Source organism: Pseudomonas sp. HLS-6 (genome assembly GCF_002753995.1).
Taxonomy (GTDB): Bacteria; Pseudomonadota; Gammaproteobacteria; order Pseudomonadales; family Pseudomonadaceae; genus Aquipseudomonas; species Aquipseudomonas defluvii.
The window spans coordinates 3,374,772-3,399,927 of the sequence record NZ_CP024478.1; the positions used below are offsets into that span (position 1 = coordinate 3,374,772).

The 25,156-nt window shown below is 57.5% G+C and carries 19 protein-coding genes, 2 tRNA genes, 3 rRNA genes and 1 pseudogene; 10 read left to right on the forward strand and 15 right to left on the reverse strand.

The features are described from left to right. Positions 1-9: 9 nt before the first annotated feature. Positions 10-336: a hypothetical protein gene (locus tag CS390_RS15740; protein ID WP_065758507.1), complete on the reverse strand. Its 327-nt coding sequence runs from the start codon at positions 334-336 to the stop codon at positions 10-12. Between the two features lie 153 nt (positions 337-489). Between CS390_RS15740 and CS390_RS15745 the strand changes: the two genes are divergently transcribed. After that, complete coding sequence (locus CS390_RS15745; protein ID WP_065758506.1) at positions 490-966, forward strand: LEA type 2 family protein; 477 nt, start codon at positions 490-492, stop codon at positions 964-966. 41 nt (positions 967-1,007) lie between these two features. Here the strand turns inward: CS390_RS15745 and CS390_RS15750 are convergent, their stop codons facing one another. After that, the gene (locus tag CS390_RS15750) at positions 1,008-1,262 is read right to left on the reverse strand and encodes a hypothetical protein (RefSeq protein WP_065758505.1); all 255 of its coding nucleotides are present in this window, start codon (positions 1,260-1,262) and stop codon (positions 1,008-1,010) included. Between the two features lie 128 nt (positions 1,263-1,390). Here CS390_RS15750 and CS390_RS15755 point away from each other — a divergent pair, with 128 nt between their 5' ends. Then, positions 1,391-1,711, forward strand: coding sequence for a YqjD family protein (locus tag CS390_RS15755; RefSeq protein WP_065758504.1), 321 nt, complete (start codon positions 1,391-1,393; stop codon positions 1,709-1,711). A gap of 27 nt (positions 1,712-1,738) precedes the next feature. On the opposite strand, the gene CS390_RS15760 is transcribed toward CS390_RS15755, so the two are convergent. Together CS390_RS15760 and CS390_RS15765 are read right to left on the reverse strand one after the other, a co-directional pair. Beyond that, entirely contained in the window at positions 1,739-2,371 is a 633-nt protein-coding gene (locus CS390_RS15760) for a response regulator transcription factor (protein ID WP_065758503.1), read from the reverse strand. Between the two features lie 13 nt (positions 2,372-2,384). Beyond that, positions 2,385-4,175 carry a PAS domain S-box protein gene (locus CS390_RS15765; protein ID WP_099775302.1) on the reverse strand — a complete coding sequence of 597 codons (1,791 nt, stop codon included), beginning with the start codon at positions 4,173-4,175 and terminating at the stop codon, positions 2,385-2,387. A gap of 192 nt (positions 4,176-4,367) precedes the next feature. Between CS390_RS15765 and CS390_RS15770 the strand changes: the two genes are divergently transcribed. Then, positions 4,368-5,990: an acyl-CoA synthetase gene (locus CS390_RS15770; RefSeq protein ID WP_099775303.1), complete on the forward strand. Its 1,623-nt coding sequence runs from the start codon at positions 4,368-4,370 to the stop codon at positions 5,988-5,990. 32 nt (positions 5,991-6,022) lie between these two features. Continuing rightward, positions 6,023-7,792, forward strand: coding sequence for an acyl-CoA dehydrogenase C-terminal domain-containing protein (locus tag CS390_RS15775; protein ID WP_099775304.1), 1,770 nt, complete (start codon positions 6,023-6,025; stop codon positions 7,790-7,792). 121 nt (positions 7,793-7,913) lie between these two features. On the opposite strand, the gene CS390_RS15780 is transcribed toward CS390_RS15775, so the two are convergent. Beyond that, on the reverse strand, positions 7,914-9,233 hold the full coding sequence (locus tag CS390_RS15780) for a Na+/H+ antiporter family protein (protein WP_099775305.1): 1,320 nt from the start codon (positions 9,231-9,233) through the stop codon (positions 7,914-7,916). Positions 9,234-9,808: 575 nt separating this feature from the next. Here CS390_RS15780 and CS390_RS25710 point away from each other — a divergent pair. Both CS390_RS25710 and CS390_RS25715 read left to right on the forward strand, forming a co-directional pair. After that, positions 9,809-10,777, forward strand: a pseudogene (locus CS390_RS25710) (HAMP domain-containing protein); the annotation flags it as partial. A 102-nt stretch (positions 10,778-10,879) separates the two neighbouring features. After that, positions 10,880-11,635, forward strand: a complete 756-nt coding sequence (locus tag CS390_RS25715; RefSeq protein ID WP_371918268.1) for a methyl-accepting chemotaxis protein — start codon at positions 10,880-10,882, stop codon at positions 11,633-11,635. A 30-nt stretch (positions 11,636-11,665) separates the two neighbouring features. Here CS390_RS25715 and CS390_RS15790 read toward each other — a convergent pair whose 3' ends face one another. Genes CS390_RS15790 through CS390_RS15805 form a run of 4 tightly spaced genes read right to left on the reverse strand, consistent with a single transcriptional unit; the run spans position 11,666 to position 14,287 of the window. After that, on the reverse strand, positions 11,666-13,000 hold the full coding sequence (locus tag CS390_RS15790) for an ATP-binding protein (protein ID WP_065758497.1): 1,335 nt from the start codon (positions 12,998-13,000) through the stop codon (positions 11,666-11,668). Further along, the gene (locus CS390_RS15795) at positions 12,997-13,665 is read right to left on the reverse strand and encodes a response regulator transcription factor (protein WP_065758496.1); all 669 of its coding nucleotides are present in this window, start codon (positions 13,663-13,665) and stop codon (positions 12,997-12,999) included. Before CS390_RS15795 ends, CS390_RS15790 begins: the two co-directional genes overlap by 4 nt. Beyond that, positions 13,665-13,979, reverse strand: coding sequence for a PepSY domain-containing protein (locus CS390_RS15800; protein ID WP_065758495.1), 315 nt, complete (start codon positions 13,977-13,979; stop codon positions 13,665-13,667). The genes CS390_RS15795 and CS390_RS15800 overlap by 1 nt, the downstream gene beginning before the upstream one ends. Then, the gene (locus CS390_RS15805; protein WP_065758494.1) at positions 13,979-14,287 is read right to left on the reverse strand and encodes a PepSY domain-containing protein; all 309 of its coding nucleotides are present in this window, start codon (positions 14,285-14,287) and stop codon (positions 13,979-13,981) included. The genes CS390_RS15800 and CS390_RS15805 overlap by 1 nt, the downstream gene beginning before the upstream one ends. 155 nt (positions 14,288-14,442) lie before the next feature. Between CS390_RS15805 and CS390_RS15810 the strand changes: the two genes are divergently transcribed. Beyond that, entirely contained in the window at positions 14,443-15,525 is a 1,083-nt protein-coding gene (locus tag CS390_RS15810; protein ID WP_065758493.1) for a hypothetical protein, read from the forward strand. 50 nt (positions 15,526-15,575) lie between these two features. Then, positions 15,576-15,932, forward strand: a complete 357-nt coding sequence (gene queD, locus CS390_RS15815; RefSeq protein ID WP_083199754.1) for a 6-carboxytetrahydropterin synthase QueD — start codon at positions 15,576-15,578, stop codon at positions 15,930-15,932. Positions 15,933-16,060: 128 nt separating this feature from the next. Here queD and rrf read toward each other — a convergent pair. The 5 genes from rrf to CS390_RS15840 all read right to left on the reverse strand — a co-directional run bounded on the left by rrf (position 16,061) and on the right by CS390_RS15840 (position 21,320). Next, positions 16,061-16,176, reverse strand: a 5S ribosomal RNA gene (rrf, locus tag CS390_RS15820). Positions 16,177-16,312: 136 nt separating this feature from the next. Beyond that, positions 16,313-19,203, reverse strand: a 23S ribosomal RNA gene (locus CS390_RS15825). Between the two features lie 253 nt (positions 19,204-19,456). Further along, positions 19,457-19,532 (reverse strand) — tRNA-Ala (locus tag CS390_RS15830). Between the two features lie 6 nt (positions 19,533-19,538). Continuing rightward, a tRNA-Ile gene (locus CS390_RS15835) sits at positions 19,539-19,615 on the reverse strand. Positions 19,616-19,783: 168 nt separating this feature from the next. Continuing rightward, positions 19,784-21,320, reverse strand: a 16S ribosomal RNA gene (locus tag CS390_RS15840). Together the 16S, 23S and 5S rRNA genes with 2 tRNA genes alongside form the textbook arrangement of a ribosomal RNA operon. A gap of 603 nt (positions 21,321-21,923) precedes the next feature. On the opposite strand from CS390_RS15840, the gene rhtA reads away from it, so the two are divergent. Together rhtA and CS390_RS15855 are read left to right on the forward strand one after the other, a co-directional pair. After that, positions 21,924-22,811: a threonine/homoserine exporter RhtA gene (rhtA, locus tag CS390_RS15850; RefSeq protein WP_099775307.1), complete on the forward strand. Its 888-nt coding sequence runs from the start codon at positions 21,924-21,926 to the stop codon at positions 22,809-22,811. A gap of 183 nt (positions 22,812-22,994) precedes the next feature. Continuing rightward, positions 22,995-23,276, forward strand: coding sequence for a hypothetical protein (locus CS390_RS15855; RefSeq protein ID WP_065759932.1), 282 nt, complete (start codon positions 22,995-22,997; stop codon positions 23,274-23,276). 61 nt (positions 23,277-23,337) lie between these two features. On the opposite strand, the gene CS390_RS15860 is transcribed toward CS390_RS15855, so the two are convergent. Then, entirely contained in the window at positions 23,338-25,146 is a 1,809-nt protein-coding gene (locus CS390_RS15860; protein WP_099775308.1) for an aminopeptidase P family protein, read from the reverse strand. Positions 25,147-25,156 lie beyond the last annotated feature (10 nt).

The following is a 25,156-nucleotide window of genomic DNA, read 5'->3' on the forward strand; positions in this document are numbered from 1 at the left end:
TCAGTGCAGTTACGGTACACGTCTGGAGTCGCGTGGCGGACGCGAAGGCTCCAGATTCGGCACCTGCTGTTCCCGGCGCAGGTTATCGCCATTACCGATGCCCCGGTTTTCCAGGGTCGGCGGGCGCGGATTGGGTTGGGTAGACGGGCCAGGAACTGGCGGCATGGCCGGCACGCTACCTTGTCGACTGTTCGGGTTGGCTCTGCGGATCGGGCTGTTATAAGGGTTATCGGGTTGCGCAGCCAGGTACAACGGAGCAGCCGGTTGCGCCTGCGCGGTTGCCGCCAGCAACAGACTCAAGCCAAGCAACTGCACGCCTAGCCATGATGTGTTCATCGAATCACCTCCACAACGCGTTGCGCCCAATCGTTGGATAGCTCGGAACACTACAGGTTCAGCGACAAACCTGTGGTTTGCTGCTCACATCGGCTACCACCACCCCGGTGTATTTGCCACACTGAGCCTGTGCCCTATTACCGAGGACTGCCCATGTTCCGTACCTTGCGTCAAACCTTGAGCGTGCTGCTGATCCTGGCCTTGAGCGCGTGCGCGCTGTTTCAGGGGCGTGACCCGGTAAACATCAGCGTCATCGGTATCGAACCGCTACCGGGACAAGAGCTTGAACTGCGCATGGCCGTCAAGCTGCGTATCCAGAACCCAAACGAAACGCCTATCAACTACAACGGTATTGCCCTGAACCTTGAGGTCAATGGTCAACCACTGGCAGCCGGTGTCAGTAATCAGCGCGGCAGCGTTGCTCGCTACAGCGAGGACATACTGGTGGTACCGGTAAGCATCACCGCCTTTTCCATGCTGCGCCAGGCGTATGGATTAGGTCAGGCGCGCAGCCTCGATGGCCTGCCGTATGAGTTACGCGGCAAACTGGCCAGCGGGCCACAGGGTACCGTGCGCTTTACCAACCGCGGGCGCCTGAACCTGCCAGAACCCACAAGCAGTGTCTGGTAGCCGCAGGCTTTGCAAGGTTGTAGAGACGGCTGTCACCAATGTCAGCGTGATGCAGCCATCAGCTTGTTGACTTCACTGCGCACCATGTTGGCGTATTCGGGCGGCGACATGCCGTCCAGCTCCGTACGCACCCACTCGGCCCACTTGCCCTTGCGGCGTGGCTTTTCGCCGATCAGTCGTGCAGCCTCGCCCTTGGCTTTGCCCAGGCTGGTCTGCCAGAGTTCGAACAGCCGGGACTTCTCGTCTTCGATCTGTGCCCGTTCGGCAAAACTCTTGTTGGCCAGATTGAAACTCATGAGGACTTCCTACCGCTTGAAAATGGGCGTTATCTTACACTGTAGCCGCTGGCGTCGGCCAAACCGCTGCAACTTTCCGCGACGCCAGCATCCATCGATCAATGTTCACCAAAATAGAGGAAGCGTTCATGGCCAGGAAAATCACTGTGCAAGCCGATACCGAGCAGATCAAGGATCAGGCCTTCAGTGAGCTGCAGGCGCTGATTGAAGAGTCGGAAAGGCTGCTGAGAGACAGCGCCACGCTGGTTGGCGAAGAGGCCGAGACCTTGCGAACCCAGGTCGGCCAGAAACTCAAGCAGGCGCGCCATGCGATGAACGCTGTCGGTGAGCGTGCGAAACCGGTCGTCGAAGCGACTGAAACCTACATCGGTGGCCACCCTTGGCAGACCGTAGCGATTTCGGCCGGGGTCGGCCTGATCGTCGGCCTGCTGCTGGGACGTCGCGGTTAACGCCTGCAAGCAACAACTGCGCGACCGTCAGGGCCCGCGCAGTTGCAGCGGGTCGACCTGTGCACAGGCAATCGCCATGCCCACCAACTCCGGCAGGTGTTCGGCCTGCATGCGCTTCATGACCCGAGAGCGGTACAAGTCGACCGTCTTCACACTGACAGCCAACTGCTCAGCAATTTCCCGGTTGGTAAACCCTTGCACCAACGGCAGGAACACATCACGTTCACGCGGGGTAAGGCTGTCAATGCGTGCCTGCACCGCATCACGCTGACTGCTGCCAGCCTGCGCCCGGTGAGAGCGCCCCAGGGCATCTTGAACGCTGTCCAGCAACAACTGATCGTTATAGGGCTTTTCGATAAAATCACAGGCCCCGGCCTTGAAGGCTCGTACCACGATCGGCACATCGGCATGACCGCTGAGAAAGATGATGGGCAAATCAAGCCCACGCGCCCGCAATGCTTCCTGCACGCTTAGCCCGCCCATACCTGGCATTCGCACATCAAGCAGCACACACGCTGGCAGACACGCGTCACAGGCATCCAGAAAGGCCTGGCCACTGGTGAACGGCAATGCCTGAAGGCCCACCGACTCCAACAGCCAGACCGTGGAATCGAGCATGCCCTGATCGTCATCGACCACGTAAACCTTCGGTTCCTGCATCAAGACCTCTTGTTCAGACAGTAGCTGCCGGCGCCAGCCGACAACACAGAATCAATCCGCCGCCATCGCCCGGACTGGCCTGCAGCGTTCCACCAAAACCCTCGACGATACTGCGGCTCATGCTCAAACCCAAGCCAAGCCCCTCCGGCTTGCTGGTATTGAACGGGGTGAAGATACCGTCGAGCCGCTCTGCAGCCACACCCGGCCCCTGGTCGCACACCCGGATCGTCAACCACCCTGCCTCTAGCACAGCACTCAGCAGCACACGAGAAGGCCGCCCGGGCTGTTGCTCGCGGTTAGCCTCGAACGCATTGCGCAGCAGATTGAGCAAGACCTGCTCAAGGAGGATGCGGTCGGCGTAAACCGGCGGCAGATTGTGCGCCATACGCTGGTCGATCGTCACCTGTGCTTGATTGGCTTCCCACGCACACAGGCGCACGGCTTCACGGGCAACCTCGGCGATATGCAAGGCTTGCAGGCGGCGCGGCTCCTTGCGCAAAAAGGCACGCAGGCGCTTGATCACTTCAGCCGCATGAGTGGCCTGTTCATTGATCCGCTGCAAGCCCTGGGCTACACGCTGCACAGCCTTGGGGTCGTGCTCCAGTGTCTGCAGATAGCGCTGACTGGCACTGGCGTAATTCACCACGGCGGCCAGCGGCTGGTTGATCTCATGGGCGATCCCCGACGCCAGCTCACCCAGGGTGACCAAGCGCGCAGTATGCGCCAGTTCGTCCTGATGTCGACGCTGCTGAGCTTCGCGCAGTTCGCGCTCCGTCATGTCCCGCGCCACCAGCGAGTAATAGCGCTCACCGCCGTTGGCACGATGAGCCAACAGTACCAGCGACACCGGAAACAGGCTGCCGCCGCCGCAAGGCTTGAAGGTCGCTTCGCACTGCCAGACGCCCTCGCGTTCGGCCTGTTGCCAACCTTCAGCATCCAGGCGCTGCACGGCCTCATCATCGAGCACATCACGAAGGCCCGGTGCCGCCTGCTGTTCAACCAGCCCCAGTGCACGCCGTGCCGAACGATTGAGGTAGGTGAGTTGCCCCGCCGGGTCGGTAAACAACACCAGATCCGTGTTGGCTTCTACCACCTCGGCCAGTCGTCGCAAGTTCTCCTGAGCCTCAACACGAAGGGTAATCTCACGGGAAACACTGATCACTTCCACCACCGCGCCGGTGTAGGTTTCCCGGATCGCCCGGCTGGCAATCTCAAACCATCGGTAATGGCCATCCCGGTGGCGAACACGACAGGTCATGGTCTGATAACCATCCTGCTCCAGTGCCTCGCCAGCCTGGGGTAGCGACTGCAAGCAGTCATGAGGATGAAACAGGCTCTGCACGGCAACACCACGCAGTTCTTCAGGCCAGTAACCGAGCAAACGGTAGGATGCCGGCGACGCATCAAGGAAACACCCATCGGGCGTGTGCCGAGAAATCAGGTCGGTAGTGTTCTCGGTAATCAGCCGATAGAGCCGTCGAGCCTGGCTGGCATCGCGCACACTCTGGCGCTCGGCGGTCGCGTCACGGCAGCGGGCGATCACCTGACGGCAATCATCTGAAGGGATCAGCGTCCATAGCAGAATACGCTCGCCAACCTGCGCTTCTACCTCGGCAATAGCCCGATCCTGAAACAGGCAGGCCTGGATCAAGGCGGCGTAGTTGGAGGGCAGCACCGTCGCCGGGGAGCGCCCCAGGGCCAGCGCCTCAAACGCCGGATTAGCGCTGAGCAGCCGCGCCGCTGCATCGAGTATGAGCGTAGGCTGCGGGTCCTTGGCAAACAAGGCAGTCGTCGATAGCGTCAAGAATAGGTCCGTTTTTTATAGTATAAGTACCATATTGCTATAGTCTAGCTTCCATATACTATGGCGTTTCGAGTAAAAAATGCGACACCCAGCGGGCCACGATCTCGCTGTAGAAACCTGATCAGAGCTAACAATCAGCCAACGGGGGTTTCAGTTCGCCAAGCGCGGCTGCCTCCTGCACAGGACACTGTCATGTCGATCTACGAACAAGGCCTCGCGCCCGCCTCTGTCAATCACACTGCCCTTACTCCCCTGAGTTTCATCGAGCGCACGGCCGCTGTCTATGGGCAATATCCTGCCGTCATCCATGGCTCGATCCGCCGTAACTGGCAAGACACGTATGCCCGGTGCCGACGCCTTGCCAGCGCCCTGGCCGGCCGTGGCATCGGAAAAGGCGACACCGTTGCCGTCATGCTGCCCAACATTCCGGCAATGCTGGAGGCACACTTCGGCGTGCCAATGATCGGCGCCGTACTGAACACCCTTAACGTGCGCCTGGATTACGAGGCCATCGCGTTCATGCTTGAGCATGGCGAAGCCAAGGTACTGATCACCGACCGCGAGTTCCACTCGGTGATCACCGCAGCACTGGCCCTGCTGAAGAACCCACCCCTGGTCATTGACGTAGATGACCCGGAGTATGGCGAAGGCTGTGCGGTCAGTACGCTGGATTACGAGGCCTTCCTCGCTGAAGGCGACCCGGACTACGACTGGACCTGGCCGGAAGACGAATGGCAGGCCATCTCGCTCAACTACACATCCGGTACTACCGGCAACCCCAAGGGCGTAGTTTACCACCATCGGGGCGCCTACCTGAACTCGCTGGGCAACCAGATCACCTGGGCAATGGGCAACCACCCGGTCTACCTCTGGACCCTGCCGATGTTCCACTGCAATGGTTGGTGCTATCCGTGGATCGTCACTGCACTGGCCGGCACCCATGTATTCCTGCGCCGGGTAGACCCACAGAAAATCCTGACCATGATTCGCGAGCATCAGGTCACTCACCTGTGCGGTGCCCCCATTGTGCTCAACGCACTGATCAACATGCCCGACACGGCCAAAGCCGCCATTGACCACCCCGTCAATGCCATGGTTGCCGGCGCTGCGCCACCGGCCAAAGTGATTGGCGCGGTCGAGGAAATGGGCATCAAGGTGACCCACGTCTACGGCCTGACTGAAGTGTATGGCCCGGTCACCGTGTGTGCCTGGCATAGCGAGTGGGACGAAAAACCACTGTATGAGCGCGCCCGCATCAAGTCACGCCAGGGCGTTCGCTACGTCACGCTTGAAGGCCTGATGGTCGCCGACCCACAAACCCTGGAGCCTGTACCGCGCGATGGCAACACCATCGGCGAGATCTTCATGCGCGGTAACACCGTCATGAAAGGCTACCTGAAAAACCCGACTGCCACTGCAGAAGCGTTCCGTGGCGACTGGTTCCACACTGGCGACCTCGCCGTCTGGCACCCGGACGGCTATGTCGAAATCAAGGACCGGTTGAAAGACATCATTATCTCGGGCGGCGAAAACATCTCGACCATCGAGGTTGAAGACACGCTGTACCGCCACCCATCGGTACTTGAAGCCGCGGTGGTCGCTCGTCCCGATGAAAAATGGGGTGAAACCCCGTGCGCCTACATCACGCTGAAAGGCCACTGCCAGGACACCACAGAAGACGAGATCATCGCCTTCTGCCGCGAGCACCTGGCCGGTTTCAAATTGCCGAAGACGGTGATTTTCAGTGAGCTGCCAAAGACCTCAACCGGCAAGATTCAAAAGTACTTGCTGCGTGACTGGGCAAAAGCGCTCTGATCCCTATCCACCCGATTTCTGCGAGACCCGCGATGCCTGAGTTCAATGCACCACTGCGCGACATGCGCTTCGTCCTTCATGAGGTTTTCCAGGGCCCTGCCCTCTGGGCCCGCCTGCCAGCACTGGCCGGCGCGGTCGATGCAGAGACTGCCGATGCGATCCTTGAGGAGGCGGCGAAGATTACCGGCCAGTTGATTGCCCCGCTCAACCGCAGTGGCGATGAAGAGGGTGTCGGCTTCGAGGCAGGCGCTGTGACCACACCGCAAGGCTTCAAGGAAGCCTGGCAGACCTACCGCGATGGCGGCTGGGTAGGCCTGGCCGGGAACCCGGCGTATGGCGGCATGGGCATGCCAAAGATGCTGGCCGTGCAGTTTGAGGAAATGCTGTATGCCGCCAACTGCAGTTTCAGCCTTTACTCGGCCTTGAGTGCCGGTTGCTGCCTGGCCATTGACGCTCACGCCAGCGAAGCCCTGAAAGCCACCTACCTGCCGCCGCTCTACAGCGGCGAATGGGCTGGCACCATGTGCCTGACCGAGCCTCACGCCGGCACTGACCTGGGCATCATCCGCAGCAAGGCTGAACCTCAGGCCGATGGCAGCTACGCCATCAGCGGCACCAAGATCTTCATCACCGGTGGCGATCAGGATCTGACCGAGAATATCGTTCACCTGGTACTGGCCAAGTTGCCCGATGCCCCGGCTGGGCCAAAAGGCATCTCACTGTTCCTGGTGCCCAAACGCCTGGTTAACGCGGATGGCAGCCTGGGTGCAACCAACGCCGTCAGTTGTGGCTCGGTAGAGCACAAGATGGGCATCAAGGCCTCCGCGACCTGCGTCATGAACTTCGACGGCGCGATTGGTTACCTGGTCGGTGAAGAAAACCGTGGCCTGGCCGCCATGTTCACCATGATGAACTACGAGCGTCTGTCCATCGGTATCCAGGGCATCGGCTGCGCCGAAGCCTCATACCAGAATGCCGCCACCTACGCCCGCGACCGCCTGCAAAGCCGCGCCGCCGGGGGCCCGCAGGCGAAAGACAAGATTGCCGACCCGATCATCGTTCACCCGGATGTACGGCGCATGCTGCTGACCATGCGCGCACTGACCGAAGGTGGTCGCGCCTTCGCCACCTACGTCGGCCAGCAACTGGACATCAGCAAATACGGTGAAGACGCGGCCGAGTGTGATTCTGCACAGCGCCTGGTCGCACTGCTGACCCCCGTAGCCAAAGCGTTCTTCACCGACACTGGCCTGGAAAGCTGCGTGCTGGGCCAACAAGTGTTTGGTGGGCACGGCTATATCCGCGAGTGGGGCCAGGAACAGCTGGTACGTGATGTGCGGATCGCACAAATCTACGAGGGTACCAACGGCATCCAGGCACTGGACCTGCTCGGTCGCAAGGTAGTTGCCGATGGCGGCCAGTCGCTGGCGATCTTCGCCCGGGAAATCCGCGCCTTCTGCGAAACCGCAGCACCGTTCAGCGAGCCATTGCTGCAAGCCTTGGCCCAACTGGAAAGTACCAGCCAGTGGCTTTGCCAGCAGGCCGTCAAGGACCCGAATGCGGTGGGTGCTGCTTCGGTTGAATACCTGCATATGTTTGGCTATGTAGCCTACGCCTACATGTGGTCGCGAATGGCAGCCACCGCACACGAGAACCGTGCGCAGGATCCGGCCTTCTATCAGGCCAAGCTCGCCACCGCAGCGTTCTACTTTGAACGCCTGCTGCCACGCGTGCTCTCGCTGCACGCCAGCATTCGCGCTGGAAGCACGACGCTCTACATGCTGTCCGCCGAGCAGTTCTAAGGCGGGCCACCAACGGGGCCTTGGTGCGCAGGTACCAAGGCCCCGTTGTCTTGTCTGAAAGAGACGTCCATTTGATTGCCCGCTGTATCACGCGCAAGAATGATGGTCCGTCGAGTTCGACCTACAGCACCATTGCCGCCACCCAGCCAAAGGCCAGCAGCGGCAAATTGTAGTGAATAAAGGTAGGAACCACCGTGTCCCAGATATGGTGATGCTGACCATCGACGTTCAACCCGGAGGTTGGCCCCAGGGTCGAATCCGACGCCGGCGAACCGGCATCACCCAGCGCGCCAGCGGTGCCAACGATGCACACGGTAGCCACAGGATCGAAGCCCAACTGCACGCATAGAGGGACGAAGATCGCCGCCAGGATCGGTACGGTGGAAAACGACGAGCCGATGCCCATGGTGACCAGCAGCCCAACCAGCAGCATCAGCAATGCACCGACCCCTTTGCTGTGATTGATCCAGACTGCCGATGCCTCGACCAGTGTTTTCACCTCGCCTGTGGCCTTCATTACCTCGGCAAAACCCGACGCCGCAATCATGATGAAACCAATCATGGCCATCATTTTCATGCCTTCGGTAAACAGGCCGTCAGTCTCCTTCCAGCGGACAATGCCCGACAGCGAGAAAATCAGGAAACCGGCCATGGCACCGATGATCATTGAGTCCAGCCATAGCTGGATAATGAACGCGGCAGCGATGGCACAGCCGGCTACCAGCAGTGTCAGCGGGTTGTAACGTACTGCGACCTGCTCGACCTGCTCGATCTTTTCCAGGTCATAGGCGCGTTTTTTTCGATAGCTGAAGAACACCGCCAGCAACAGGCCAAAAAGCATGCCCGCCGCCGGAATGGCCATGGCATGGGTCACATTGACGCCACTCACATCCACACCGCTGCGGCTGACATTCGCCAACAGAATTTCATTAAGGAAAATGTTGCCGAAACCAACAGGCAGGAACATGTAGGGCGTGATCAAGCCAAAGGTCATGACGCAGGCCACCAACCGACGATCAATCGACAACCGGGTCAGCACATACAACAGTGGCGGCACCAGCAGTGGAATAAACGCGATATGGATCGGCAGAATGTTCTGCGAAGAAATGGCCACCACCAGTAGCAGTGAAATCAGCAACCATTTGACCTTGCCGCCTTCATTGCCACGCTGTTGATCGAACATTGCCAGCGCCCTGTCTGCCAGTGCGTGCGCCAACCCCGACTTGGCAATGGCCACGGCAAAGGCCCCGAGCAATGCATAAGACAGTGCTACCGTTGCACCACCGCCCAGGCCACCGTTGAACGCCTTCAAGGTGCCCTCGATACCAAGACCACCTGCCAGCCCGCCGGCCAAGGCACCGATGATCAGCGCAATCACCACATGCACGCGGGACAGGCTCAATATCAGCATGATGCCGACCCCGGCAATTACTGCATTCATTCCAGAGACCTCTTGAAAACCAGACAAAAAGCGTGCGCTTCGGCAACGGGATGGCCCGGCCGAACGAATTAGTATTTTTATGGAGGGCGCACACTCTGAAGCAGACACCCCGCCTTGTCAAAGCAGGGGCCCCGAACGGGGTCGCCTGAACATCCGAAAATGACGCTTTTCAATTGAGCGTTTAAATAAAGAAACAGTATTGGCGGCCGTTACAGTCGATAGCCTCAATCATTTTTGATTCAAAGGACTTCGCCATGTCGCTCAGACAACTTTCCATTCAATGGAAAATCACCCTGCTGGCCGGACTTTGCCTCGCGAGCATTGTCACCCTGCTGGTAGGACTTTCGTTGTACCGCATGGAACACAACTCCGACCTGGTCAAGGCCAGCAGCATGCAGATGCTGACTGAAGCTGCCCAGGCTCGCATCGAGTCTCAGGGCGAAGTCCAGGCCTCAAGCATCCGTCGTCAATTCATGGACGCCTACCAGTACGGTGCCGGTTTCGCCCGCCAGGTCCTGTTCCTGCGCGAGCAGTCCGAAAAGCGCTTCCTGGATGCGTTCGACCTGCGTGAAGACATGACCCGCCAAGTGCGCTCGGCATTGCAGGCAAACCCCGAACTGCTGGGCCTGTCGCTCGTCTTCGACCCCAATGCACTGGATAACAAAGACGCGCTGTTCATTGGCCAGAAGGACTTGGGCAGTAACGAAACAGGTCGTTTTGCGCTGTACTGGTCACAGCCAACACCAGGCAATCTGGTGTCCATGGCATTGCCCGAACATGACATCAACGACACCAGCGTCGGCCCGAGCGGGGAACCCGCCAACACCTGGTTCGCCTGCCCACGCAGCACTCGCCAACCGTGCGTGGTTGAACCGTACTTTTATGAGATCAACGGTCAACAGGTGCTGATGACCAGCATCGTCTACCCGCTGATCGTGGCCGACAAGGTCGTTGCCTCTCTCTCAGTCGACATCAATCTCAACAGCCTGCAAGGGCTCAGCCAGCAAGCCAGCCGCAGCCTGTATGAAGGCCGTACCCAGGTCGGGATCCTCAGCCCTGTCGGCCTGTTGGCAGGCTACAGCCCTGACGCGAGCAAACTGGCCCAGCGCTTTGAACAGGTCGACAGCGCCAACGGCGCCGAACTGGTTCGCCTGCTGGCCGATACCAGCGCCATGCACAGCATCCACCACAACAACCGCTTGAAGGTACTGGCATCGTTTGCCCCCATCCCAGGCGCCAAGTCATGGGGCGTATTACTGGATGTGCCTGAAAGCGCACTGACAGGCCCGGCCGAAGCACTTAAAGCGGAGCTGGATCAACGCAACACCAGCGGCACCTTGATCGAGCTGGGGCTTGGCCTGCTGGCGGCACTGGTGGGCCTGCTACTCGTCTGGTTGATGGCCCGCAGCGTCACCCGCCCTATCCTCGGTGTTGCAGCGATGCTCAAGGACATTGCCAGTGGCGAAGGCGACCTGACCCGCCGCCTGAACTACGAGAAACGTGATGAGCTGGGTGAGTTGGCCGGCTGGTTCAACCGTTTCCTGGACAAGTTGCAGCCGACCATTGCAGAGGTCAAACAGTCGGTTCAGGCAGCCCGTAATACTGCCGACCAGTCTTCGGCGATTGCCAGCCAGACCAGTGCCGGCATGGAACAGCAGTACCGCCAGGTCGACCAGGTGGCTACCGCCTCCCACGAGATGAGTGCCACCGCGCAGGACGTCGCTCGCAGCGCAGCACAAGCCGCTCAAGCGGCCCGCGAGGCGGATCAGGCCACCCACCAGGGCCTGGCAGTTATCGACCTGACAACCAGCAGCATCGACACCCTGGCGGCCGATATGAGCTCTGCCATGCGCCAAGTCGAAGGCCTGGCCGAAAACAGTGAAAAGATTGGCTCGGTGCTGGAAGTGATTCGCTCGATCGCCGAGCAGACCAACCTGCTGGCCCTGAACGCGGCCATCGAGGCGGCCCGGGCGGGTGAAGCCGGTCGTGGCTTCGCCGTTGTCGCTGATGAAGTGCGCAACCTGGCGCGACGTACTCAGGAGTCGGTCGAAGAAACCCGTCAGGTCATCGAACAGCTCCAGGCCGGTACGCACGACGTGGTGGGCGCGATGGACAGCAGCCACCGCCAGGCCCAGGGCAGCGTCGAACACGTCAGCCAAGCCGTCATCGCCCTGCGCCAGATCGGTGATGCCGTCACGGTCATCACCGACATGAACCTGCAGATTGCCAGCGCGGCCGAGGAGCAAAGTGCGGTGGCCGAAGAAATCAACAACAACGTCGCAACCATTCGCGACGTTACCGAATCGTTGGCCGGTCAGGCCAATGAGTCGGCGCGGGTCAGCCAGTCACTCAACAGCCTGGCCAACCAGCAGCAAGGCCTGATGGATCAATTCCGAGTGTGACAACCAAACCCCATAGCGGCTACCCAGCCGCTATGGGGCCGCCTGCCGCTTGCCTTGGCGCGGCAACTCAATACTGACACGCAATCCGCCCATGGGACTGTCCTGCAAGCTCATGCGCCCGCCCCAGGCGTCGACGATATCGCGCACAATGCCCAACCCCAGGCCATGACCATCGACCTGCTCGTCCAACCGAGCACCGCGGTTTAACACCTCGTCACGCAAATGTTCCGCGATACCCGGGCCATCGTCGTCGACCCACAGCACATAACCCTCAGCACACTCCTGAATAGTGACGCACACCTCTGCGAAAGCCCACTTGCAGGCGTTGTCCAGAAGGTTGCCGAGGAGCTCCAACAAGTCTTCACGGTCCCAGGGCAAGAGCAGGCCCGGCGCCGAGACATGGTTAAGGATAAGCGCCTGGCCATGAATCATGTTCAAGGTTGAAAGCAGCCCCGGCAGTTCGGCATCACAATCGAACTGAGCCCCTGGCAAGGCATCACCCGCCAACCTCGCACGGTTCAGTTCCCGCCCCAACCGTTGCTGAATCTGCTCAAGTTGCTCACGCAACTGTTCACGGATTTCGGGGTGATCGTTGAGCTTCTCGCTGGAGGCCAGGCTGAGCAACACCGCGAGGGGCGTCTTGAGCGCATGCCCAAGGTTTCCCAAGGCATTTCGTGAGCGCCTGAGGCTGTCTTCAGTGTGGGCCAGCAGGTGGTTGATCTGCGCAACCAGAGGCTCCAGCTCTGTCGGCACTTGCGTATCGAGCTGAGAGCGCTTGCCCTGCTGGAGCTGGGCAATCTGTTCGCGCGTACGCTCCAGAGGTCGCAGGGATCGGGTAACGGTTATTCGCTGAAGTATCAGGACCAGCAACAGGGCTATCAGCCCCATTCCCAAGCCGATCTGCTGCATGCGCCGAAAGCCATCGCGTACGGGGGTATAGTCTTGCGCCACGCTGATGGAAATCAGTTGGCCCAGGCGTCGATAGTCTGCCCGCAGTACCAGCAGCTGCTGCCCCTCAGGGCCAAGCTGAAGCCCCGCGTGCAAGCCTGGGGTTTTCGGCATGGGCATGTCCATGTCCCACAGGGACCGGGACCGCCAACTGCCGCCCTCGAAATCAACGCGGAAGTAATAGCCGGAAAATGGCCGTTTGTATGCTGAGGATACCCGTCGCTCATCCAGCTCCAGGCCGGACTGGCCGCGCCCCAATGCAACCAGAAGGTTCTCACTCTCTTTGCGCAACCCGGTTTCCAGGTAGCGTTGCAGCCCGACCTCGAACAACCACAAACTCAACTGAGCCAGCACCAACCCCACGACGACTAACACGCCAACCAGGCCGAGACTCAAACGTGCCTGAATCGACTTCACTGCCCCACTCCACCGAAGCGGTAGCCTTGGCCACGGCGGGTTTCGATCACACTGCGACCGAGCTTGCGACGCAGGTGATTGACATGAACCTCCAGAACATTGGAGTCGCGCTCGGTTTCACCATCGTAGAGGTGCTCAGCCAGGTGGCTCTTCGAAAGGATCTGCTGAGGGTGCAGCATAAAGTAGCGTAACAACCGAAACTCAGCCGCAGTCAGTTGCACGTCTTCACCATTGCGCGTCACGCACTGGCGACCTTCATCCAGGTGCAAACCCGCCGACTCCAGCTTTGGCTGGTTGGCCAGGCCACGCGCACGACGCAACAACGACTGAATGCGCAGTTGCAGTTCTTCGGGGTGAAAAGGCTTGGTCAGGTAATCATCGGCTCCAGCCTTGAGCCCTTCAATACGCTCAGCCCAGGAATCGCGGGCCGTCAGGATCAGAACAGGCGTAGCCAGCCCGCCGGAACGCCACTGTGCCAGAACCTCAAGCCCAGGCAGCCCGGGTAGGCCAAGGTCCAGAATGATCGCGTCATAGGGCTCGCTCGCGCCTTGATACACCGCATCACGCCCGTCAGCCAGCCAATCGACTGCGTAGCCCTGACGCTGTAGACCCGCAGTCAGCTCATCGGCCAGCGGAACATTGTCCTCGACCAGTAGCAAACGCATCAGTCGTCTTCCTCATCTTTGAGCAGCGCACCGGAGGCCGCATCGAGTTTGATTTCACGCACGACACCTTCGGTGGTCAGCAATTCCACTTCATAGACATACTGGCTGTGTTTCTCCTCCAGCTCGGCCTCCAACAGCCTCGCCCCGGGATGTCGGCCCAGGGCTTGTTGCATCAACTGCTCGAGCGGCAGGATGACGCCCTGCTGACGTAAATGCAGGGCTTCATCCTGATCAAGGTCACGGGCCAGCACTTGCGCACAGTACGCTGAAAGTATGAGCAGCAGCGCCAAGCCCGTTCGAGAAACGTGTTTCATCACTTGTCCTGATGGTCCTTGAGGACTGCACCGGTAGTTGCATCCAGGTCCACATCCCACTCTACGTTCTGGGCATCACGCAGTTCGACCTTATAGATGTAACGGCCGTAGGCGTCTTCGAGTTCGGTGTCCGTCACTGTTGCGCCTGGGTGCTTGGCCAAGGCGGCAGCGTTGAGCTTCTCGAAGGACTGAATCTTGTTCTCCTGAACCAGCTTCATCGCTTGGTCCGGCCCCAGGTCTTTCGCCATGGCAATGTTGGCGGTCAGGGCAAGGGCAGCGGTGGCGAACAGGGCAGTCAACGTTTTCATAGTGCATCTCCATAAAGGTTAATCTTGTCCACGGGGAGCAGAATAACGAACTGGACTTAATTCAAACTGAAAATGGCTGGCCCCATGATAGCGCAGCACTACCCCGCTAATGCCTGGCGTTCTCTATAATCAGCGCCTCTGACTGCGAGGTCCGTATGAGTGCGATCCATATCAAGTATCCGGCGCTAACCTTCAAAGCAGGCACGCAAGCCTTTGCCAGGTTACGTCAGCGCCCCTTGCAGGCAGCGGATGTGGGCATCGTGCCCGGCGCTGCGGGTGGCCCAAAAGCACTCGGTATTCAGGGCCTTGATCTGGCATTGTTCGGGCAATGGCTACCTTCAGCCCCGCGTGAACGGTCATTGATCGGCGCCTCTATTGGCTCCTGGCGCTTCGCCAGTGCCTGCCTCCCCCAGCCTGCGCAAGCGCTACGCCGTCTAGGGGCGCTGTACACAGCCCTGGACTTTCCAAAAGGTGTAACCCAGGAGGAGGTCAGCCTGAGTTGTCATCGAATGCTTGATGCGCTGCTTGAAGGACGCGATGCGCAGATTCTCGACAATCCGCTCTATCGACTGAACATCATGCTGGTCAAGAGCCATGGCTTGCTCGCGCACGATCAGCGCGCTCGATTGGGCGCAGGGCTATCCGCTGTGATTGCCGACAATTTACTCGGGCGCTCGCGCTTGGCTCGGCATTTTGAACGGATCATCCTCCATGACGCCCGCCTTACTCCGCCTCTACAGCCGCTGAACGACTTTCCGTCACGGTTGCTGCCGCTGAGCACCACCAATCTACGTCAAGCCCTGCTGGCTTCTGGCTCGATTCCAATGGTGATGGAAGGCGTACGCGACATACCAGGTGTCGGCCGCGGGACCTTTCGCGATGGTGGCCTACTCGATTACCACCTCGACTTACCCTACAACGGTGACGACATAGTCCTGTACCCGCACTTCACTGATAAGGTTGTACCTGGCTGGTTCGACAAAGCCCTGCCTTGGCGGCGAGGCAATGCCGAGCATCTGAAAAATGTGCTGTTAGTGGCACCTTCAGCGCAGTACCTGGCCAGCCTGCCATACGGCAAATTACCCGATCGCAGCGATTTCAAACGTTTCATCGGTGATGCGACTGCGCGACAACGCTACTGGCACAAGGCAATGGCTGAAAGCCAACGTCTGGGTGACGAGTTTCTTGAATGGGTAGAAACCGGCAAGCTACATGAGCGTCTGCAACCACTGCACTAGCCTTGCTGTTAAACTGCTCGCCAGCATCGCTTCTAAGAGTTATAGACACCGTGGAAATTTTCAAAGAATTCACGTTCGAATCCGCCCACCGCCTGCCGCACGTACCCGACGGGCATAAGTGCGGGCGCCTGCATGGCCACTCGTTCAAGGTCGCACTGCACCTGACCGGCCCTCTCGATCCTCATACAGGCTGGATCCGCGACTTTTCCGAGATCAAGGCGATCTTCAAGCCGCTCTATGAACAGCTCGACCACAATTACCTGAACGACATCCCTGGCCTGGAGAATCCTACCAGCGAGGTGATTGCCAAGTGGATCTGGGACCAGGTCAAGCCGTTGCTGCCGGAGCTTTCCAAGGTCCGCATTCATGAAACCTGCACCAGCGGCTGCGAGTATTACGGCGACTAAATCGCACGTAGCGAACAGCAAACCACCCGTGATGGGTGGTTTTTTTTGCCCGCAAAAACCGGAAATTTTTCAAAGCCACAAAGACAAAACCCCTACCTGCGTGTGCAGATAGGGGTTTCGGAATTTAATCTTGACGATGACCTACTCTCACATGGGGAAACCCCACACTACCATCGGCGATGCATCGTTTCACTGCTGAGTTCGGGATGGGATCAGGTGGTTCCAATGCTCTATGGTCGTCAAGAAATTCTGTGTACCAGACCGTCTTTCGACGCTCCAGCAAATCGGGTATGTGATAGTTGTGAGTCGCAAACTTTCGGTTCGTTTCGTCTTCACAACACCGCAATCTGGCTTTTCGACGCAAATTGCTTGGGTGTTATATGGTCAAGCCTCACGGGCAATTAGTATTGGTTAGCTCAATGCCTCACAGCACTTACACACCCAACCTATCAACGTCGTAGTCTTCGACGGCCCTTCAGGGAGCTCAAGGCTCCAGTGAGATCTCATCTTGAGGCAAGTTTCCCGCTTAGATGCTTTCAGCGGTTATCTCTTCCGAACATAGCTACCCGGCAATGCCACTGGCGTGACAACCGGAACACCAGAGGTTCGTCCACTCCGGTCCTCTCGTACTAGGAGCAGCCCCTCTCAAATCTCAAACGTCCACGGCAGATAGGGACCGAACTGTCTCACGACGTTCTAAACCCAGCTCGCGTACCACTTTAAATGGCGAACAGCCATACCCTTGGGACCGGCTTCAGCCCCAGGATGTGATGAGCCGACATCGAGGTGCCAAACACCGCCGTCGATATGAACTCTTGGGCGGTATCAGCCTGTTATCCCCGGAGTACCTTTTATCCGTTGAGCGATGGCCCTTCCATACAGAACCACCGGATCACTAAGACCTACTTTCGTACCTGCTCGACGTGTCTGTCTCGCAGTCAAGCGCGCTTTTGCCTTTATACTCTACGACCGATTTCCGACCGGTCTGAGCGCACCTTCGTACTCCTCCGTTACTCTTTAGGAGGAGACCGCCCCAGTCAAACTACCCACCATACACTGTCCTCGATCCGGATGACGGACCTGAGTTAGAACCTCAAAGTTGCCAGGGTGGTATTTCAAGGATGGCTCCACGCGAACTGGCGTCCACGCTTCAAAGCCTCCCACCTATCCTACACAAGCAAATTCAAAGTCCAGTGCAAAGCTATAGTAAAGGTTCACGGGGTCTTTCCGTCTAGCCGCGGATACACTGCATCTTCACAGCGATTTCAATTTCACTGAGTCTCGGGTGGAGACAGCGCCGCCATCGTTACGCCATTCGTGCAGGTCGGAACTTACCCGACAAGGAATTTCGCTACCTTAGGACCGTTATAGTTACGGCCGCCGTTTACCGGGGCTTCGATCAAGAGCTTCGCGTTAGCTAACCCCATCAATTAACCTTCCGGCACCGGGCAGGCGTCACACCCTATACGTCCACTTTCGTGTTTGCAGAGTGCTGTGTTTTTAATAAACAGTCGCAGCGGCCTGGTATCTTCGACCGGCATGGGCTTACGGAGCAAGTCCTTCACCCTCACCGGCGCACCTTCTCCCGAAGTTACGGTGCCATTTTGCCTAGTTCCTTCACCCGAGTTCTCTCAAGCGCCTTGGTATTCTCTACCCAACCACCTGTGTCGGTTTGGGGTACGGTTCCTGGTTATCTGAAGCTTAGAAGCTTTTCTTGGAAGCATGGCATCAACCACTTCGCGCTCTAAAGAGCACTCGTCATCAGCTCTCGGCCTTAAGATCCCGGATTTACCTAAGATCTCAGCCTACCACCTTAAACTTGGACAACCAACGCCAAGCTGGCCTAGCCTTCTCCGTCCCTCCATCGCAATAACCAGAAGTACAGGAATATTAACCTGTTTTCCATCGACTACGCTTTTCAGCCTCGCCTTAGGGACCGACTAACCCTGCGTCGATTAACGTTGCGCAGGAAACCTTGGTCTTTCGGCGTGGGAGTTTTTCACTCCCATTGTCGTTACTCATGTCAGCATTCGCACTTCTGATACCTCCAGCAAGCTTCTCAACTCACCTTCACAGGCTTACAGAACGCTCCTCTACCGCATCACCTAAGTGATACCCGTAGCTTCGGTGCATGGTTTGAGCCCCGTTACATCTTCCGCGCAGGCCGACTCGACTAGTGAGCTATTACGCTTTCTTTAAAGGGTGGCTGCTTCTAAGCCAACCTCCTAGCTGTCTAAGCCTTCCCACATCGTTTCCCACTTAACCATGACTTTGGGACCTTAGCTGACGGTCTGGGTTGTTTCCCTTTTCACGACGGACGTTAGCACCCGCCGTGTGTCTCCCATGCTCGGCACTTGTAGGTATTCGGAGTTTGCATCGGTTTGGTAAGTCGGGATGACCCCCTAGCCGAAACAGTGCTCTACCCCCTACAGTGATACATGAGGCGCTACCTAAATAGCTTTCGAGGAGAACCAGCTATCTCCGAGCTTGATTAGCCTTTCACTCCGATCCACAGGTCATCCGCTAACTTTTCAACGGTAGTCGGTTCGGTCCTCCAGTCAGTGTTACCTAACCTTCAACCTGCCCATGGATAGATCGCCCGGTTTCGGGTCTATACCCAGCGACTAAACGCCCTATTAAGACTCGCTTTCGCTACGCCTCCCCTATTCGGTTAAGCTCGCCACTGAATATAAGTCGCTGACCCATTATACAAAAGGTACGCAGTCACCTAACAAAGTAGGCTCCCACTGCTTGTACGCATACGGTTTCAGGATCTATTTCACTCCCCTCTCCGGGGTTCTTTTCGCCTTTCCCTCACGGTACTAGTTCACTATCGGTCAGTCAGTAGTATTTAGCCTTGGAGGATGGTCCCCCCATATTCAGACAAAGTTTCTCGTGCTCCGTCCTACTCGATTTCATTGATAAGAGATTTTCGCGTACAGGGCTATCACCCACTATGGCCGCACTTTCCAGAGCGTTCCGCTAATCTCAAATCAACTTAAGGGCTAGTCCCCGTTCGCTCGCCACTACTAAGGGAATCTCGGTTGATTTCTTTTCCTCAGGGTACTTAGATGTTTCAGTTCCCCTGGTTCGCCTCTTGCACCTATGTATTCAGTACAAGATACCTAGGTTATCCTAGGTGGGTTCCCCCATTCAGAGATCTCCGGATCAAAGTCTGTTTGCCGACTCCCCGAAGCTTATCGCAGGCTACCACGTCTTTCATCGCCTCTGACTGCCAAGGCATCCACCGTATGCGCTTCTTCACTTGACCATATAACCCCAAGCAATCTGGTTATACTGTGAAGACGACATTCGCCGAAAATTCGCAATACTCTTAAGACTTAAGAGACACTCACAAATTTTACCTTAGCCTGAATAAACACCAGTGAAAGTGCTATTCAGTCTATTTCTATCACATACCCAAATTTTTAAAGAACGATTCTGAAAAAGTTCAGAAATCAACATTCACCATCATCACAATGGAATGCTCATTTCTAAGCTTTGACACGGCTAAGCAAGAGGGGTGGTGGAGCCAAGCGGGATCGAACCGCTGACCTCCTGCGTGCAAGGCAGGCGCTCTCCCAGCTGAGCTATGGCCCCAGCAATTGGTGGGTCTGGGCAGATTCGAACTGCCGACCTCACCCTTATCAGGGGTGCGCTCTAACCAACTGAGCTACAGACCCAATCGAGGGTTACTACATGCCGACCTCACCCTGCTCTTTATTCAAAAGCATGGGGTGCGCTCAAACCATCTGAGCTACAGGCCACCATCAAGGTTGCTAACCTAATCGTCTTCTTCAATGAATCAAGCAATTCGTGTGGGAGCTTATGAAGCAGCTGATGTCTTCGATTAAGGAGGTGATCCAGCCGCAGGTTCCCCTACGGCTACCTTGTTACGACTTCACCCCAGTCATGAATCACACCGTGGTAACCGTCCTCCCGAAGGTTAGACTAGCTACTTCTGGTGCAACCCACTCCCATGGTGTGACGGGCGGTGTGTACAAGGCCCGGGAACGTATTCACCGCGACATTCTGATTCGCGATTACTAGCGATTCCGACTTCACGCAGTCGAGTTGCAGACTGCGATCCGGACTACGATCGGTTTTGTGAGATTAGCTCCACCTCGCGGCTTGGCAACCCTCTGTACCGACCATTGTAGCACGTGTGTAGCCCAGGCCGTAAGGGCCATGATGACTTGACGTCATCCCCACCTTCCTCCGGTTTGTCACCGGCAGTCTCCTTAGAGTGCCCACCATAACGTGCTGGTAACTAAGGACAAGGGTTGCGCTCGTTACGGGACTTAACCCAACATCTCACGACACGAGCTGACGACAGCCATGCAGCACCTGTCTCAATGTTCCCGAAGGCACCAATCCATCTCTGGAAAGTTCATTGGATGTCAAGGCCTGGTAAGGTTCTTCGCGTTGCTTCGAATTAAACCACATGCTCCACCGCTTGTGCGGGCCCCCGTCAATTCATTTGAGTTTTAACCTTGCGGCCGTACTCCCCAGGCGGTCAACTTAATGCGTTAGCTGCGCCACTAAAATCTCAAGGATTCCAACGGCTAGTTGACATCGTTTACGGCGTGGACTACCAGGGTATCTAATCCTGTTTGCTCCCCACGCTTTCGCACCTCAGTGTCAGTATGAGCCCAGGTGGTCGCCTTCGCCACTGGTGTTCCTTCCTATATCTACGCATTTCACCGCTACACAGGAAATTCCACCACCCTCTGCCCTACTCTAGCTCGCCAGTTTTGGATGCAGTTCCCAGGTTGAGCCCGGGGATTTCACATCCAACTTAACGAACCACCTACGCGCGCTTTACGCCCAGTAATTCCGATTAACGCTTGCACCCTCTGTATTACCGCGGCTGCTGGCACAGAGTTAGCCGGTGCTTATTCTGTCGGTAACGTCAAAACAGCAAGGTATTAGCTTACTGCCCTTCCTCCCAACTTAAAGTGCTTTACAATCCGAAGACCTTCTTCACACACGCGGCATGGCTGGATCAGGCTTTCGCCCATTGTCCAATATTCCCCACTGCTGCCTCCCGTAGGAGTCTGGACCGTGTCTCAGTTCCAGTGTGACTGATCATCCTCTCAGACCAGTTACGGATCGTCGCCTTGGTGAGCCATTACCTCACCAACTAGCTAATCCGACCTAGGCTCATCTGATAGCGCAAGGCCCGAAGGTCCCCTGCTTTCTCCCGTAGGACGTATGCGGTATTAGCGTTCCTTTCGAAACGTTGTCCCCCACTATCAGGCAGATTCCTAGGTATTACTCACCCGTCCGCCGCTGAATCGAGGAGCAAGCTCCCGTCATCCGCTCGACTTGCATGTGTTAGGCCTGCCGCCAGCGTTCAATCTGAGCCATGATCAAACTCTTCAGTTCAATACTGCTTGGGTTTTGAGAAAACCCTAAACTTGGCTCAGCAATCTCAAATGACTATTTCGATTTCTCGTGTAGTCACTTGTGATGCTGATAATCTTTTTGACTATCAGTCTGATTTCACAAGCACCCACACGAATTGCTTGATTCGATTGTTAAAGAGCGGTTGGTTAAGAGCTTTTCGTCTCAACCGAGGCGCGCATTCTACGCTTTCCTCTGTCTCTGTCAAGCGTTTATTTTGAAGTTTTTCAGAATTTTCCGTTCAACTTCAACCACTTGACTCGCTTCGATCTCTCGTTAGCGGGAGGCGAATTTTACAGCGTTTCAACTCGCTGTCAACTACCTTTTTCACCGCTGCCGATCTATTCGACCGAAGCACTTCCAGCACCATCTTTAAACATCTAACTCGTTGATTACCAAGGAGTTTTCTGTTTCGACTGCGCCGGAAGAGGTGCGCATTATAGAGAGATGAAACGAGGCGTCAAGCCGTATTATTGAAAACAACCGATAAAAGAAAGATGCGCACTATATTGCTCATTGGTAAAGGGTTCGCGCATCATACGACGACCCCCTCAGCCTATATATAGAAAGGACATCGTCCGCAGCATGAATGCCCAACCCCGCAGCCTGGCGACAACCCTATTCCCCATTGCACTGCTAATGATTGCCATGGCCTCGATCCAGTCTGGCGCTTCGCTGGCCAAGAGCCTGTTCCCCCTTATCGGGGCACAAGGCACGACCACACTGCGCCTGATATTCGCCAGCGTGATCATGCTGCTGTTGCTGCGCCCCTGGCGCGCCAAGCTAAACGCCAGCACACTCAAGACAGTGTTGATCTATGGCGCGGCACTGGGTGGGATGAACCTCCTCTTCTATATGTCGTTACGCACCGTGCCGCTTGGCATCGCCGTAGCCCTGGAGTTCACAGGCCCTCTGGCGGTAGCGCTCTACGCATCACGGCGCGCGGTAGACTTCCTCTGGATTGGTCTTGCCGTGCTGGGTTTGGCGCTGCTTATCCCGGTGGGCCAGACAGGTACGGGCATCGATCTGGTCGGTGCCTGCTATGCATTGGGGGCGGGCGTCTGCTGGGCACTCTATATTCTGTATGGCCAGAAAGCCGGCGCCGATAATGGCATTCAGACTGCCGCGCTGGGGGTGGTGATCGCCGCTTTCGTCGTAGCGCCCTTCGGCATTGCGCATGCAGGCACCGACTTGCTATCCCCTGCACTCATCCCCGTAGCAATTGGCGTCGCGATCCTCTCCACCGCCCTGCCCTACAGCCTGGAGATGGTGGCACTGACCAGAATGCCTGCCAAGACCTTTGGCACACTAATGAGCATCGAGCCAGCCTTTGGCGCGCTTTCCGGCCTGCTGTTCCTCAATGAGGTGCTCAGCCTGACCCAGTGGCTGGCCATCGCGGCGATCATCACCGCGTCTGCTGGCGCCACACTGTCCTTGCGTAGAGAGCCGCAACCCTTGGTTGCAGCCGACTGACATGAGAAATACTTTCATCTAAATCGATGCAGGTCATTGTGTCGAATACCTGCCATCTTTAAGCTGTAACCTGACGCCAAGCTTGAAGTTTTTCATTCATCAGACAAGGATGCTGTAGGCGCCAGGAAGGATGCATCGGCTATGTAGACGGCTCGAAGGCTCGGGCACGCAGTAAGGACAGGAATGAAACGAATTTTGCTCATCCTAGCCATTTTGGCCATCGCAGGCTGTGCCGCGACCGCCAAGACAGAGGTCAAGCGCGGGAAAAAAGGGCTGCACATCAATTGTTCCGGCCTGTCGTCATCGTGGAGCAAGTGCTACAGCAAAGCCGAAAGCTCATGCGGCAGCAAAGGCTATAAAGTCCTCGCAAAATCTGGCGATGATGAAGGAGAGCCTGGGGATTTTGTCTTTGGAATAAACCCGGCGGGATACACCAGTCGCAGCATGATCGTGATCTGCCGCTGACCCGGACACGGTAGAAGGCTACCCTCAGGCGACCTTCTACCGTTGCTGCACGGTCAATCAATCAGATTGCCGCCGTGCGCACCTGCAACCATTGCAGCGCATCGCCTCCGAGCAAAGGCGACAATCGCTGACACACCTCGTCGTGATACGCGTTGAGCCACTGCCGCTCCTCGGCGCTCAGCAACTCAGGCAGCAAGCAACGCGTATCAATCGGGCACAACGTCAGGGTTTCAAATTCGAGGAAGTCACCAAACGTGCTCTTCCCCGACTCCCGGTTGAACACCAGGTTCTCGATACGGACGCCCCACTGCCCTGGCCTGTAGGTTCCTGGTTCAATTGAGGTAATCATGCCCGCTTGCATTGCCGTCTGCGGTGCAGGCGCAGCCTGATAGGCAATGACCTGTGGGCCCTCGTGCACATTCATGAAGTAGCCAACGCCATGCCCGGTGCCATGCCCATAGTCGACATGCTCAGCCCAAAGTGGCGCCCGTGCAATGGCGTCGAGCAGGGGTGAAAGCACCCCACGCGGAAACCGCGCACGTGAAAGCGCAATCATACCCTTGAGTACGCGCGTGCAGTCCTGCTTCTGTTCGACGCTTGGCGAGCCGATGGGCACCATCCGCGTAATGTCGGTGGTACCGCCCAGGTACTGCCCACCTGAGTCGATCAACAGCAGTCCATCCCCCTCGATTGTTGCATGGGATTCCTCGGTTGCCCGGTAATGCGGCATGGCACCATTACTGTTGAAGGCGGCAATCGTCGCAAAGCTGGGCGAGACGAAACCGGGGCGACGGGCTCGAGCCGCGCCCAGCTTTTCGTCAACGGTCACTTCCGTGATGCGCTCACGCCCCAACGCCGACTCGAACCAGGCAAAAAACTCGCACAACGCCGCACCATCCTGTTCCATGGCCTGGCGGACGTGAGCCAGATCAGCTTCACTTTTGCGCGATTTGGCCAGGGTCGTCGGATTGATCTCCTCCACAAGCCGCACATCGTTGTTCAGGTTCGCCACAAGACCGAGAGTGACCTTGGCTGGATCAATCAACAACGAGCAGCCTGGGGCAATTTCGGCCAAAGCCGCACCTGCGGTGGTGTAGTCCCGCAAATGAACACCATCGGCTTCGAGCACCTGACGCAGGTTTTCGTCGACCTTGCTCAGGGCCACGAACAGGATTGCCTTCTCCTGGCTGACCAAGGCAAACGACACAAACACCGGGTTGTAAGAGACATCACTGCCGCGCAGGTTGAACAGCCAGGCAATGTCATCCAGCGTGGCGAGGAAATGCCAGTCGGCGCCACGCGCCTGAAGCGTCCGACGCAGGTTTTCCAACTTTTGCACCCGACTGACCGTCGCATACGGTGGCAGATGTGGGTAAACCGGGTTGGCTGGCAATGGCGGGCGCTCATCCCACACATCAAGCAACAAGTCTTTATCTGCCAACAACCGCACATTGCGCAGTTTGAGTCGCGCCTCCAGTTGCCGGGCTGATGCCAATGCCATGACGGTACCATCGACAGCAACTGCACCGCCCTCAGGCGCCTGCTCAGCGAGCCAGTCCAGCGGGCCGGGCTGGCCGGGCAGCAACTTCATCAGCACGATACCACTGCCACTCAACGCTTTTTCGGCCTGCTCCCAGTAGCGGCTATCCACCCAAAGACCAGCGAAATCCGCTGTGATGATCAGCGTCCCCACCGAGCCATGAAAACCGGAGAGCCACTGCCGTCCCTGCCAATACCCTGGCAGGTACTCGGAAAGATGCGGGTCGGCCGACGGCACCAACAGCGCATCGACACCTTCCCGGCTCATCACGTCGCGCATACGCGCCAAACGCGTCGTTACTGCCACCTGCGTTGAAGACTGACTGTTCATGCTGACTCCT